13 protein-coding genes are annotated in these 12,670 nt (G+C 62.9%); 10 read left to right on the top strand and 3 right to left on the bottom strand.

Annotated features, from left to right (window positions below):
• The first annotated feature begins 1 nt into the window (after window position 1).
• From G6N51_RS07615 to G6N51_RS07585, 7 genes are read left to right on the top strand one after another with little or no spacing between them, the layout of a single operon-like run.
• Window positions 2-760: an SDR family NAD(P)-dependent oxidoreductase gene (locus G6N51_RS07615; protein ID WP_083173147.1), complete on the top strand. Its 759-nt coding sequence runs from the start codon at window positions 2-4 to the stop codon at window positions 758-760.
• A gap of 49 nt (window positions 761-809) precedes the next feature.
• A complete protein-coding gene (locus tag G6N51_RS07610) occupies window positions 810-2,096 on the top strand; it encodes an aromatic ring-hydroxylating oxygenase subunit alpha (protein WP_083173148.1) in 1,287 nt (428 codons plus the stop codon).
• Entirely contained in the window at window positions 2,093-2,614 is a 522-nt protein-coding gene (locus G6N51_RS07605; RefSeq protein WP_083173149.1) for an aromatic-ring-hydroxylating dioxygenase subunit beta, read from the top strand. The genes G6N51_RS07610 and G6N51_RS07605 overlap by 4 nt, the downstream gene beginning before the upstream one ends.
• A 10-nt stretch (window positions 2,615-2,624) precedes the next feature.
• Window positions 2,625-3,467 carry a fumarylacetoacetate hydrolase family protein gene (locus tag G6N51_RS07600; RefSeq protein ID WP_083173150.1) on the top strand — a complete coding sequence of 281 codons (843 nt, stop codon included), beginning with the start codon at window positions 2,625-2,627 and terminating at the stop codon, window positions 3,465-3,467.
• Complete coding sequence (locus G6N51_RS07595; RefSeq protein ID WP_083173151.1) at window positions 3,468-5,102, top strand: AMP-binding protein; 1,635 nt, start codon at window positions 3,468-3,470, stop codon at window positions 5,100-5,102.
• Window positions 5,099-5,662 carry a carboxymuconolactone decarboxylase family protein gene (locus G6N51_RS07590; RefSeq protein ID WP_142275061.1) on the top strand — a complete coding sequence of 188 codons (564 nt, stop codon included), beginning with the start codon at window positions 5,099-5,101 and terminating at the stop codon, window positions 5,660-5,662. Before G6N51_RS07595 ends, G6N51_RS07590 begins: the two co-directional genes overlap by 4 nt.
• Window positions 5,655-6,458: an enoyl-CoA hydratase-related protein gene (locus G6N51_RS07585; protein WP_083173153.1), complete on the top strand. Its 804-nt coding sequence runs from the start codon at window positions 5,655-5,657 to the stop codon at window positions 6,456-6,458. Before G6N51_RS07590 ends, G6N51_RS07585 begins: the two co-directional genes overlap by 8 nt.
• An 11-nt stretch (window positions 6,459-6,469) precedes the next feature.
• Here the strand turns inward: G6N51_RS07585 and G6N51_RS07580 are convergent, their stop codons facing one another.
• Genes G6N51_RS07580 through G6N51_RS07570 form a run of 3 tightly spaced genes read right to left on the bottom strand, consistent with a single transcriptional unit; the run spans window position 6,470 to window position 9,418 of the window.
• Complete coding sequence (locus tag G6N51_RS07580) at window positions 6,470-7,192, bottom strand: enoyl-CoA hydratase/isomerase family protein (RefSeq protein ID WP_269475038.1); 723 nt, start codon at window positions 7,190-7,192, stop codon at window positions 6,470-6,472.
• Between the two features lie 43 nt (window positions 7,193-7,235).
• Window positions 7,236-8,276: an acyl-CoA dehydrogenase family protein gene (locus G6N51_RS07575; protein ID WP_083173155.1), complete on the bottom strand. Its 1,041-nt coding sequence runs from the start codon at window positions 8,274-8,276 to the stop codon at window positions 7,236-7,238.
• The gene (locus G6N51_RS07570) at window positions 8,273-9,418 is read right to left on the bottom strand and encodes an acyl-CoA dehydrogenase family protein (protein WP_232078253.1); all 1,146 of its coding nucleotides are present in this window, start codon (window positions 9,416-9,418) and stop codon (window positions 8,273-8,275) included. Before G6N51_RS07570 ends, G6N51_RS07575 begins: the two co-directional genes overlap by 4 nt.
• A 332-nt stretch (window positions 9,419-9,750) precedes the next feature.
• Between G6N51_RS07570 and G6N51_RS07565 the strand changes: the two genes are divergently transcribed.
• Genes G6N51_RS07565 through G6N51_RS07555 form a run of 3 tightly spaced genes read left to right on the top strand, consistent with a single transcriptional unit; the run spans window position 9,751 to window position 12,661 of the window.
• Window positions 9,751-10,521: an MlaE family ABC transporter permease gene (locus G6N51_RS07565; protein WP_232078251.1), complete on the top strand. Its 771-nt coding sequence runs from the start codon at window positions 9,751-9,753 to the stop codon at window positions 10,519-10,521.
• Window positions 10,518-11,369, top strand: a complete 852-nt coding sequence (locus G6N51_RS07560; RefSeq protein ID WP_083173156.1) for an ABC transporter permease — start codon at window positions 10,518-10,520, stop codon at window positions 11,367-11,369. The genes G6N51_RS07565 and G6N51_RS07560 overlap by 4 nt, the downstream gene beginning before the upstream one ends.
• 2 nt (window positions 11,370-11,371) lie before the next feature.
• On the top strand, window positions 11,372-12,661 hold the full coding sequence (locus G6N51_RS07555; protein ID WP_083173157.1) for an MCE family protein: 1,290 nt from the start codon (window positions 11,372-11,374) through the stop codon (window positions 12,659-12,661).
• Window positions 12,662-12,670: the final 9 nt, after the last annotated feature.

Here is a 12,670-nt window from a genome sequence, read left to right as displayed (position 1 = left end):
AATGGGCGCTTTCACCGACAAATGCGTCATCGTCACCGGTGCCGCGGGAGGCATCGGAACCGCGCTCAGTGAGCGGTTCGCGGTCGCCGGGGCATCGCTGGTACTGGCCGACATCAACGAAGAGGGGCTGACCAAACTCGCTGAAAAGCTGGAGGGCGACTATCGTGCGCCGGTCGTCACCAGCGCGGGTGACCTGAGCACGCCAGAGGCGGCCGAGCAGATGGTGCACAAAGCGTTGTCGGTGTTCCACCGGCTGGACGTCCTCGTCAACAACGCCGGTGGTGGTGTCATCCAGCCCACCCTGAAACACACAGAGGACACGCTGCAGGCCACCATCAATCGCAATCTGTGGTCGGCACTGCGGTCGACGTTGGCCGCGCTGCCCGTAATGCTCGAGGCCGGCAAGGGTCGAGTGATCTTTATCGGGGCGGACTCGGTCCGCAACGGCTTGGAGGATCACGCGATTTACAACGCCGCCAAGGGCGGCGTGCATGCGGTGGCCGGCAGCCTGTCACGGGAATTCGGCAAGCAGGGCGTGACTTTCAACGTGGTGGCACCGCCGGCGGTCCGGTCGCCTGAGTTCGAGCGGTTCCTGCGGGAACAGCCGGAGCTCACGCAGCGCTTCGTCTCTCAGATCCCGATGGGCAGACCCGCCGAAATGAGCGAGGTGGCGGCCGCCGTCGAGTTCCTCGCCGGCGATGAAGCTGGCTTCATCAACGGTCAGGTGATCGGGGTAAACGGCGGATCGACGCTTGCATGACCGCCAGCTATGCACCGGGAGAAGGGACTCCACCCGTGCGAGGCCAAAGATGAGCAATACCAACGGATACAAGGATTTGGTCGTAGAAACCCCGGGCGTGGATTTCCGGGTGCACCGGTCGGTTTTCACTGACGAGCTGTACCTGCGACGCGAGCAGAAAGCGATTTTCGCCAACAGCTGGCTGTACCTCGGACACGCCTCGGAGGTTAACCGACCAGGCGATTTCGTCACCCGAAAGCTTCTCGGCGAGCGGCTGATCATGTGCCGCGACAGCAACGGCACGCTCAGGGTCTTCTTCAACTCGTGCCGGCACCGGGGAGCCCTGGTCTGTCGCGAACGATCGGGTAACACCGAGAGGTTTCGGTGCATCTATCACGCATGGACCTACCGCAATTCGGGCGAATTGATCGGTGTCGCGGAGCGGGCATCGTTCCCGCCGAGCTTCGACGTCGAAAAGTTCGGCCTGGACTCGCCGCGGTACGAGATCTACCGCGATTTCGTGTTCGTCACGTTCAACAAGGCGGCGTCGTCGCTGAAGGAGTTCCTCGACCCCGTCCTGCCGTACCTGGATTCGGTCATCGACCAGTCGTTGACAGGGCAGATGGAGGTCGTCGAGGGGACGCATTTCTATCGAATGGGCGGAAACTGGAAGCTGATCGTCGAGAACAGCCTCGACGGCTACCACGGCATGGCGGTCCACAAGACGTACTTCGCCTATCTGAACGGGCGCGGCTACAGCCTTGGTGGCGGGCTCGACGGTGTCGGCCTCGAGTTGGGTAACGGGCATGCCGCAATGCATTACTACGCACCCTTCGGCCGTTCGATGGCCCGCCCGGCGCCGGTCATGAGTGAGCGCGCGAAGAGCCTGGTGGACACTCTCGCCAAAGAACTGGTGGACAAATTTGGCGAAGAGACCGCCGAACTCGTTGGGCAGCAGTCGAAAAACATTCTGGTGTATCCGAACCTGCTGATCATCGACGCGGCGTCGCTGCAGCTGCGGGTGCTGGACCCGATCGGCGTCGACCACACCGACGTCACCGCCTGGTGTCTGGCCCCGGTCGGTGAAGACCCCGAACTGCGCCGGCACCGTATTGAGGGCTATCTCGAGTTCCTCGGCCCCGGTGGGTTCGCCACGCCCGACGACAACGAAGTCATCGAAGCCTGCCAAGAAGGCTACGGGCAGGTGCGTGGCACCGAGTGGTCGATCGTCTCAAAAGGTATGGGCAAGGAAGTACAGAACCTGACCGATGAGGAACAACTGCGCGCGTTTTGGCGCCAATGGCAGAAGGACATCGCCGGAGCCGACGACGCGCCGACCGAGCGGACGCCGAAATGACCGGCACTCTGCCGGTGGGCTCGACGCGTGCCGGCCAGCAGACTACCCACGAAGTCGAGAGCTTCCTGTATCACGAAGCCGAGTTGCTCGACGGGTGGCGGCTGCGGGAGTGGCTGCAGTTGCTTACCGAGGACTGTTCCTACCTGGTACCGGCCACCGACGCGCCGCACTCCACCACCCCGGACCGAACGGTCTTCATCATCGCCGACTCTCGCGCGCAGATCGACGGACGGGTGCAACGGCTGGAAAGCGAGCAGGCATTCGTCGAACAACCACGGTCGCGAACGCGCCGACTGGTCACCAACGTGCGCGTGCACGAGGACGGCCCCACGGCCTACGAGGTCTTTTCCAACTTCGCGGTCTACCGCTACCGCCGCGGGGTATCCCACGTATTCACCGGCGAGTATCGCCATCTGCTCGTGCGGGGCACCGACGGGGGTTTCCGCATCCGTGAGCGGAGGGCAACCCTCGACTGCGAGGAATTGCGCCCCCAGGGCAAGGTCAGCTTCATCCTATGAGAGGTGTGCAGTGCGGATAGCCAACATCGGCAATCGGCTTAATCTGGTCGTCCCCGGTGGTGCGATCGACGTCGAAAAAGCAAGCGGTGGTGTCTTTTCCGCCGACCCGGCTGAGGTCTACGACCGCTGGGCGGAATTTCGGCACTGGGTGGATTCCGGGTCAGAATTTACCCCTGACCCGATCGACGAGCGGGCTCTCGGTGCGCCCTCCCCCCGTCCCCGCCAGGTGTTTTCGATCGGGGCGAACTATCCCGACCACGCGGCGGAGGCCGACTTCGCCCTGCCCGAGGTCATGGAGGTCTTCTGCAAGTTCCCATCGTCCATCACCGGTCCGAATGCGGATGTCCCTCTGCCGAAGCCAACGGTGGACTGGGAGGCCGAACTGGTGGTGATAATCGGTTCCCAGGCGCATGGGGTGAGCGAGGGTACGGCCTGGAGCTACGTCGCCGGCGTGACGGCTGGCCAGGACTATTCGGAGCGGGAGCGCCAAATGGCCGCCACGCAATGGGGTTTGGCGAAGTCATATCCCGCGTTCGGGCCGACGGGGCCCTGGCTGGTCACCGCTGACGAGCTGCCCGATCCCGATGACATCGAGATCAGCTGCACACTCAACGGCAAGCTGGTCCAGCACGCCAGCACGTCGCGGATGATCTACTCGGTCCCGCAGATCGTCGCGGAACTCTCGTCTTTCTGCACGCTGTACCCGGGTGACGTGATCTTCACCGGCACGATGTCCGGCGTCGGCTTACTCCGCAAACCACCCCGCTACCTCAAGGTCGGGGACGTCGTGGTGACCGAGGTCAACGGGGTGGGACGGCTCCGGAACACCATGGTGGCCGGCGGGAACCTGTAGATGGCGGCCAGCAGGGTCATTCGGCGCTGGCACGACGAGGCGCGGACGCAGAGGTACCGACGCTTGGGGATCTGGGGTGACCGGACCCTGCCAGAGATCTTCGACGGGAACGCGCAATGCGATCCGGACCGGCTTGCGGTGATCGATGATCATACGTGTTGGACCTATGCCGAGTTGTCCGAGTTGACGTTGCGCGCGGCTAACCTGCTGCGCGAACTCGGAGTGCAGCCAGGTGATCCGGTCGCCGTACAGCTACCCACGAGTGCGCTTCTGCCGCTGATCAACCTGGCCGCCAACCGCATCGGTGCCTACATGGTGGCCATGCCGACGCGATGGCGCAGGGCTGAGGTCGGCTCTTTGCTGTGTACCACCGGTGCGGAAATCTTGATCGGCGTCGAATCCGACGATGCCATCGATGTGAGGGCCCTGCACGACCAGCTGCGGCCCGCGCTGCCCGATCTGCGCGAGGTGCTCTACGCCCGAACCGGGACACCTGAGGATCTCGAGACTCGGATCCGTGCCACAGACCCGCTCGATGCCGATGTAGCACAACGGCTTCGGGCCGACCCCGACAAGCCGGCGCATGTGATGTGCTCGTCGGGCACCACCGGAGTGCCCAAGGTCTCCCTGTGGAGCGCCAACGACATGGTGACGTTGCTTGTGCGCCAGGCTGCACAGGCGCTCCGCCTTACCCGCGACGATGTAGCGGCCGCCATCGCACCGGCCGGCCAGGGGTCGACCGGTTACGTATTCCCGATCCTCGCGCCGCTGCTCATCGGCGCCACGAGCGCAATGCTCGAACGCTGGAAGCCACAGGCGGCGCTGGATCTCATCGTCCGCCAAAAGTGCACCTACGCAACGGCAATCCCGACCCAGATGGTTATGCTACTCGACCTCGACCTCGAGGCCGTCGATCTCGCGGCCTTCACTCGATTCAACAATGCCGGTGCGCCATTGCCCTCTCATGTTGCCCAAGAGATCGAGCGACGGATGGGCGCCATGGTGCAAAACGTATACGGGACAACCGATGGCGGTGTGCCGACGATGACCACCCTCGACGACCCGGATTGGGCACGGTGGAACACCGTGGGCAGGGTGTGCATAGGCGAGGAGGTCGAGTTGCGGGATCCGGTCGGCACCCTCGTGGCGCCGGGGCAGAGCGGCGAGGTGTTCTGGCGGGGAGCCAACAACACGTACGGCTACTGCAACCAGCCGGATTACGATGCAGCCAACTGGGATTCGGGAGGCTGGTACCGATCGGGCGACCTCGGCGTGCTCGAAGACGGATACCTGCGCATCGTCGGGCGCGTCAAAGACATGATCCTGCGTGGCGGGATGAACATCTTCCCGTCTGAAGTCGAAACCGTCTTGATCAACCATAAAGGTGTCTCCGCGGTTGCAGTCATCCCGATACCGGACGAAAGGCTGGGCGAGAGGGCTTGTGCGGTCGTCGTGCCCACCGGTGAGCCGCCGACACTGGCCGGTTTGGTCGACTTCCTCGACCAACAAGGACTGGCGAAATTCAAGTTCCCCGAGCGACTGGTGATCGTGGACGAACTACCGATCAATCCCGGCGGGAAAGTGGATAAGGCACTTCTGCAGGAGCTGGTCGGCGCCCAAGCCGATTCGGCTTGACGTTGGCGATGAGTCGGATTCCCTACGTTGGTGCTGCTGATGCGCCAGATGAGATCGCAAAGCTCCTAGCGGCCCTTCCGGACCTGAATGTCTTCAAGCTCATGGGACACGCACTCGGCACGTTCGAGGCATGGCTTCGGTTCAGTGGAAGTCTGTTCACCGGGCTCGCGCTCGACGAGAAGCTGCGCGAATTGGCGATTCTGCGGGTTGCCCACTTGACGCCCGGCGCGGAATACGTGTGGGTTCAGCATGAGGCGATCGCACGGGAGATCGGCCTCAAACCAGCCCAGATCGCTGCAGCGCGATACGCGGCGGCCGCCGGCCCCGACGACGAAATGCTGCTGTCGTTCACGGAGCAGGTGGTCCTCAATGCGACACCGGACGACGCGACCTTCGCCGCCTGCGCCGATCGCTTCAGCAGTCGAGAACTTATCGAACTTCTCATGGTTATCGGCCAATACATGATGCTTGCCCGCGTGATGGCGACCGCACAGGTAGATATCGACCTTCCAACCCGATTGGACCGCTTACTCCTCAACCGAAAAGGCGTACATGACTGACTACGAAGACATCCTGTACAGCGTGGTCGATGGGGTCGCAACGGTCACGATCAACCGTCCACAGTCACTGAATGCCTTCAGGCGCACCACACTCCTCGAGATGATTGAAGCGATCGACCACGCGGGAGCCGACCCGCGTGTCGGGGTCATCGTTTTGACCGGCGCCGGAGATCGGGCCTTCTGCGCCGGCGGTGACGTGAACTGGGAGGCGGACGGAGGCCTGGAGAATCGCGGCGAGGAGGACCGTGGCGCCGAGAACTACGTGAAGGACGTCTATGCCGCGATTCGGCGCAGCCTCAAACCCACCATTGCCCGGGTGAGCGGTTACGCGATCGGCGGCGGGAACCACATGGCGTACTTCTGTGACTTCACCGTCGCGTCCGAGAATGCGATCTTCGGTCAAAACGGGCCGCGTGTCGCAAGCCCCGCACAAGGGTGGCTGGTCTCCTATCTCGTGCGCGTCGTCGGCGCCAAACGCGCCCGAGAGATGTGGTTCCTGTGCCGCCGATACACGGCGGCTCAAGCCCTGGACTGGGGTCTGGTCAATGCGGTCGTCCCCGCAGTGGGCCTCGACGCCGAGGTGCGACGGTGGGCCGACGAACTACTGGCGATGAGTCCTACGGTGCTCAAGTTGCTCAAGATGTCGTTCGACGAGGAATATGCACCGCTGCGCGAACTGCAGGAGAAGGAATACCTGCCCTTGGTCAAACCCGATTTCTTCGCCAGCGGAGAGCAAGATGAGGGCGCGCGCGCATTTCTGGAAAAACGCAAGCCCAATTTCGACGCCTGGCGCTGAACATTCCGGCGTCACTCACCCGTAAAGATCGGACGCTTGCGGGCAAGGCTGGCTTCGATGCCGATTCGACTGTCCGCGGTGGCCCAGAGGCGCCGTTGTTCGGCGAGCTCGCGTTCGAGGACGCTTTGCACGCGCTCGGCCAAGGGCTGCCGGAGAGTCGTCTTGATCGAGCGGACGGCCAGCGGCGCGGCCTCGGCGATCTCGGCGGCAAGCCGCAGTGCTCCACCACGTTCGTGGCCCTCGGGGACCAATCGGTCGACTAGTCCGATTTCGAAGGCCCGCTGGCCGTCGATCCTCCGACTGGTGTACAGCATGTCCATCGCCTGCTGGCCACCCACAATCGCCGGCAATGTCACGCTGAGCCCGAAGCCGTGATGAAACCCCAGCGCCGAGAAAGTCGGGTGAAACCTCGTGGCGGGCGACGCGACTCGGAAATCTGCGGCACACGCCAGACCGAGGCCGCCGCCGACCGCCGAACCCTGGACCGCGGCAATGACGGGGACGTCGATCTCGAACAACCGGATCGCCTCTCGGTAGAGCAGCTCAGCGGCCCGATGACGGTCGTCGCCCATCGCTGCGCCGGCGAAGTCGGCGCCGGCGCAGAAGTGTTTGCCTTCAGAGCACAAGACGATCGCGCGAATCCCTCGGCCCGCCAGAGTCTTTGCGGACTGAACAAGCTCAGCGATCAGACCGTGATCGAAATAATTGGCAGGCGGCCGGCGCATTTCGATCACGGCAACGTGCCCTGTGACGGTATTCGCGACGTCACCGGACACCTCAGACCCCGAACGTTGCGTCGACGGATGTCACAGCGGCCATGATGTCGCCGCGACTCGCTATCGCTGTGCCCAACCTCAGATTCAGGGACGTTTCGTCGCCGAAGTCACCTCGCCAGGTCTGTAGTCGTCGGGTCAGCAGCTGCAATGGATACTCCCGCGTCATCCCGATCGCGCCGTGCGCCTGATGGGCGGCTCGGGCGGCCAGGGCGGCATTGCGGTTGGCCACCGCTTTCGTCGCAACGATCTCCAAGGATGCCCGGCCGTGCAGCGCGGCGGCCCCGGCCCGCTGTACGCACAGACCTGTCAGGGCTGAGACCGCGGCAAGTTCCACGACATGGGCCTGCACCGCTTGGTTGGCGCCGATCGGCGTACCGAACTGGATGCGTTGCTCGACATAGCGATTGGTGAGCTGGAACGCGGCGTCGATGGCGCCGGCAATCTGCGCAGCGCGCAGCAGGGCCCCCCGTAGCAGCACGGCATCGACATCCACGTCGGCCTCGTAGGCATCGACTTCAAGGTCGATTGCTTCCACGGTGTCACGCGGCATGCCGGCCAGGTCGGCACCCGCCGTGATGTTCAGAGACGCCGGATCGATGGAGACGACTCGGTCTTCTACAAGCGCCACGACTTGATGGGCCGTGCGAGCCCATGGCACGTCTGTTGCCCGTCCGGACAGCCGCTTGCCGGTCAGCGACAGCCCGGCCGCATCGGGCACGACGGCCAGCGGGCCCGTCGGTACCTTCGCACCGGCACATGCCAAAAGCCACGCAGCAACAGCGGTTTCAATCAGCGGTAGCGGCACAGCATGTCGGCCGGCCCCCTCTGCAACAGCGAGCAAGTCCAGAATCGACCCGCCCGAGCCGCCCTGCCGTTCGTCAATCCCGATCAGCGGCAACCCAAGTTCTTCGGTGGCCGTCCATAGTGGCGATGGGAAGCCTTTCTGCTCCGCCGCAGTGACCGTGTCCGGATCGAACGTCTTCGAAAAGTAGTCTTCAACAAGTCCGACGAGATCGGGGTCGGGGCCTAAGTAGGCGGTCATGGCTGGATCAACGCCTTCGAGATGATGTTGCGGAGGATCTCCGTCGTGCCACCGCGGATTGTCCACGAGGGGCCGGTCAGAATGGCGCGGGCCAATAGGGACTCGTAGGGATCCGAGGAGGTGAGGTGGGGTGTGCGTCCGTAATGGCGTGCAACGATTTCAATGCATTCCTGCTCGAACCTCGTGGCCATCTCCTTGGCCAGTGCCGCCTCGACGGTTGGCGACTCACCGCGGTCCACGGCTCGGGCGATCGACATCGACAGGCCGTGAAACGCCCAGCAGCGGGCCACCACGAGCCCCAAATCGGTCTGCTCCCAGCCGGCTACGGACCCGTGGAGGTGGGCGGCCCAATGCTGCAACACCGGCATCAACGACATCCATCGATCTACACCACCACGTTCGAGGACGAGTTCGGCAGTGTTTTGCCCCCAGCCCGCACCGACCTCGCCCAACCGCATCGTGTCTGGGACGAAGACGTCGGTGAAGGACACTTCACAGAAATGCCGGGTGCCGTCGATGAACGGAATGGGCGAAACCGCCAAGCCGTCGGCCGCGCGGTCAACGATGAACTGCGTCAGGCCGAAGTACCGGTCCTCGGACGTGCGAATGAGAGCCAGCAGGTGGGTGGCTTCGCCGGCACCCGATGTCCATATCTTCGTGCCGCTGATCAGCCAGCCGTCTTCAACTTTCACTGCTTTGGTTCGCACCGACGCCAGGTCCGAGCCGGCATCGGGTTCACTCATGCCGATGGCGAACGACAGCTCTCCCCGGGCGATCCGCGGCAGGAAATACTGCTTTTGCTCAATGGTGCCGTTGGCTGCGATGTTCGGTCCAGACTGGCGATCAGCCACCCAGTGCCATCCGATCGGCGCTCCCGCGGCCAGCAGTTGCTCCACGACGATCAATCGCTCGACCGCCGAACGCCCGCCCCCGCCATACTCCTTCGGCAGCGCCATTCCTACCCAGCCGCGCGAGGCGAGATCGCGCGAAAAGACAGGGTCCATCTCGGCCGAGATGCCAAGGCCAACAGGGTAACTGCCGGGCGGCAGCCGCTCTGCGAGATAGTCGCGTACTTCGTCACGCAGCCCGACCTCTTCGGCGGTTAGTTCTGTGGCACTCAACCTCAATCGACTGTCACCCATCGTGCTGATTCGACTATGTGTCCCTTTGCCTAGCCCATCGGTAACGATGTAGCGGATAGCATGGAATGTACACTCTATACAAAAAGCGCTATAAGTGTCTTGTCACGGGTCGTTGCCATTGCTAGGCTGGCGTGGCCGTGGTCGTTGGTAGGGACGCAAAGAGTTGGGGGAGCGGCGCCATCGTTCGCTGGATCGCGGTTACCGCGATGCGTTCGGGCGATTGTTCTCCGAGCGGATGGTGTCGCGCGATAAGGAAATTTCCGGAGGTAGCGGTTGACGGTTAGAGGCAGCACGTCAGCGGGGACTATGCCACCAGCCGCGAAGGGTCTGCGTTGACCGCGTCGCAGGTGGCGCTAAAGCCGCTGCGTGCCGTCGGCGGTTTCGTTGCGATGACCCTCGACGTGTTGTTCTTGATTCCACGTCGCCCGTTCGCCTGGCGCGAATTTGTCACGCAGATCTGGTTCGTGACGCGGGTGTCGCTAGTGCCGGCTATAGCGCTGGCGATTCCGTTCATGACGTTGACGCAGTTCGTGCTGAACGTGCTGCTGGCGGATGTCGGGGCGATCGACCTGTCCGGCGCCGCAGCCGCAATATCTAGTGTCGAGCAGAGCGGGCCGATTGTCACGGTGCTCGTCGTCGGCGGTGCTGCCGCTACGGCGATGTGTGCCGATCTGGGCGCGCGAACCATCCGCGAGGAAATAGATGCGCTGCGGGTGCTTGGCATCAACCCGGTTCAATCCTTGGTGGTGCCGCGGATCCTCGCCGCCACGGTAGTTGCTTTGATGCTGTCCGCGCTGGTCATGATCGCTGGTCTCTCGGGCACGTTTCTCTTTTCGGTCTATGTTCAGCACGTCACCCCGGGTGCCTGGATCAGCAGTTTGACGCTGCTCGTGCACTTACCGGCGCTGATTATCGGCTTGCTCAAAGCCATGCTGTTCGGGCTGGCTGCTAGCTTGATTGCCTGCTACCAGGGCATCTCCGTCGGTGGTGGGCCACAGGGCGTCGGGAATGCGGTCAACGAAACAGTCGTGTTCTCGTTCATGGCGCTGTTTCTCATCGATGTGGTCATGACCGCCATCGGAGTCAAAGTGAGTCCGCGATGAGCCACAGTGTACCAAGCACGCTGTACCCGCGGATTAACCGTGCCGCAAGGGGATTCGCCAAAGGGTGGAACCGAGTCGGTGAGCAGACGCAGTTCTACGCCAGAACGATCGGCGCGGTCGGCGACGTGCTCATGAACTATCGACTTGAGATGCTGCGGCTCATTGCCCAGATGAGCCTGGGCGTTGGCGCACTGCTTATGGTTGGCGGCTCCGTGGTGGTCATCGGTTTCTTGACCGCCGCTGCGGGTTCTCTTGTTGCGGTCCAAGGATATGGCGCGCTGTCCGGCATCGGTATAGAGGCGCTGATCGGCTTCTTCTCGGCATACTTCAACACCCGGCTGGCCGGGCCGTTGATCGCCACAGTGGGGTTATCGGCCACGATCGGTGCGGGTGCCACCGCGCAACTGGGTGCGATGAGGATCAACGAGGAGATCGACGCACTGGAAGTGATCGGTGTGCGGTCGGTGGCCTACCTCGCCTCTACCCGGCTGGTCGCCGGGGTGATCGTGGTGATACCGCTGTACTGTGCGGCCGCTGTGATGGCGTTCCTGGGGTCGCGGGCGAGCATAGCTCTTTACGGACAGTCCTCCGGCGTTTACAACCACTACTTCAACACGTTCCTGGTGTCGAGCGATTTGATCTGGTCTTTCTTAATCGTGCTTTGTTCGGGGACTGTGGTGATGCTGATACACACCTACTACGGTTACAACGCGTCCGGCGGGCCGGCTGGGGTCGGCGAGGCGGTTGGACGGGCGGTGCGCACATCTCTGGTGTTTGCCGTGATCGTGATTTTGTGTGTCTCACTTGCCATCTACGGGCCCACTGGAAACTTCCACCTCTCGGACTAGCAGTGAATCCCAGACACGGCGTAGGCCGGATTCGCCCGGCATGGTGGACAGTAATCCTGGCTGTCGTGACGATTGGCTTTGTCGCATTGTGCTCGGTCCTGTACACGCGCGCCTTCACATCTTATGTTCGAGTCACTCTTACATCTGATCGCGCGGGCCTGATGATGGATCCCGGCGGCAAGGTCAAGATGCGCGGGGTCGACGTCGGGCGGGTCGCCTCGATCATCAGCGGCAAGCAGCCGGTAAGCCTCCAGTTGGAAATCGACCCCGCACAGATCCGCTACATCCCGGCCAATGTTGAGGCGGACATCAAGGCCACCACCGTGTTCGGCACCAAATACGTCGACCTGATTTACCCGGATAATCCCAGTTCAAAACCGTTGTCTGCCGGTCAGATACTGGTGTCGCGAAATGTTTCCACCGAGGTGAATACGGTCTTTGAGAACCTGGTTGATCTGCTGGATCAGATCGATCCGGCCAAACTCAACGCGGTGCTCACTGCGCTCGCGGAAGGTCTTCGTGGTCACGGGGAAATGATCGGTGAAGCGATCGCCGACACCAACGAGGTCCTAAGGGCGCTGAACCCACGAAGCGAAACGGTTCGGCAAGACTGGCATTCGCTTGCCTCGGTCAGCGACACGTACAGCACTGCCGCGCAACACATCCTGGCAGCCCTGGACGCGGCGAGCACGACCAGTGCCACGATCACCAGCCACACCACCGACGTCGACTCGCTGCTGGTGAACCTCATTGGGCTCGGCCGTTCGGGTACCCAGGTGATCGGCGCGAACAACGACAACCTAATTCACGCGATCAACATCCTGGAGCCGACCACGAACCTGCTGATGAAGTACAACCCGGAGTACACCTGCACGCTCATTGGCACCAAGTGGTATTACGACAACGTCGCTTACCAAGCCGCGGGTGGAAACGGTCGCACTGTCGTCATAGACGCCAGCCTCTTGTTCGGCAGCGATCCCTATGTGTATCCGGACAATTTGCCGATCGTGGCTGCCAAGGGAGGCCCGGGCGGCAAGCCAGGCTGCGGCTCATTGCCGGATGTATCGAAGAACTTTCCCGTCCGGACACTAGTGACCAACACCGGGTGGGGAACCGGCATGGACATCCGGCCCAACGTCGGCCTGGGCCACCCGTGCTGGGCTGACTTCTTCCCGGTAACCCGTGCGGTGCCCCAGCCGCCAAGCTTGCGGTGTCAGGGATCACCGTCGCCCGGGTTGCCGATTCCGGCATCGGGACCGCTACCGCCGTCCGCACCACCACCACCACGATGAGCTACCGAA

It is taken from the genome of Mycobacterium paraseoulense, from assembly GCF_010731655.1.
Taxonomy (GTDB): domain Bacteria; phylum Actinomycetota; class Actinomycetes; order Mycobacteriales; family Mycobacteriaceae; genus Mycobacterium; species Mycobacterium paraseoulense.
This window is presented reverse-complemented; position numbering and strand designations above follow the sequence as displayed.

What these genes read in the sequence shown, in the direction of transcription:
- G6N51_RS07605 (WP_083173149.1), top strand. Translation starts at nt 2,093, where the DNA reads ATGACCGGCACTCTGCCGGTGGGCTCGACGCGTGCCGGCCAGCAGACT.
- G6N51_RS07570 (WP_232078253.1), bottom strand. Translation starts at nt 9,418, where the DNA reads ATGGGTGACAGTCGATTGAGGTTGAGTGCCACAGAACTAACCGCCGAA.
- G6N51_RS07575 (WP_083173155.1), bottom strand. Translation starts at nt 8,276, where the DNA reads ATGACCGCCTACTTAGGCCCCGACCCCGATCTCGTCGGACTTGTTGAA.
- G6N51_RS07610 (WP_083173148.1), top strand. Translation starts at nt 810, where the DNA reads ATGAGCAATACCAACGGATACAAGGATTTGGTCGTAGAAACCCCGGGC.
- G6N51_RS07560 (WP_083173156.1), top strand. Translation starts at nt 10,518, where the DNA reads ATGAGCCACAGTGTACCAAGCACGCTGTACCCGCGGATTAACCGTGCC.
- G6N51_RS07585 (WP_083173153.1), top strand. Translation starts at nt 5,655, where the DNA reads ATGACTGACTACGAAGACATCCTGTACAGCGTGGTCGATGGGGTCGCA.
- G6N51_RS07615 (WP_083173147.1), top strand. Translation starts at nt 2, where the DNA reads ATGGGCGCTTTCACCGACAAATGCGTCATCGTCACCGGTGCCGCGGGA.
- G6N51_RS07595 (WP_083173151.1), top strand. Translation starts at nt 3,468, where the DNA reads ATGGCGGCCAGCAGGGTCATTCGGCGCTGGCACGACGAGGCGCGGACG.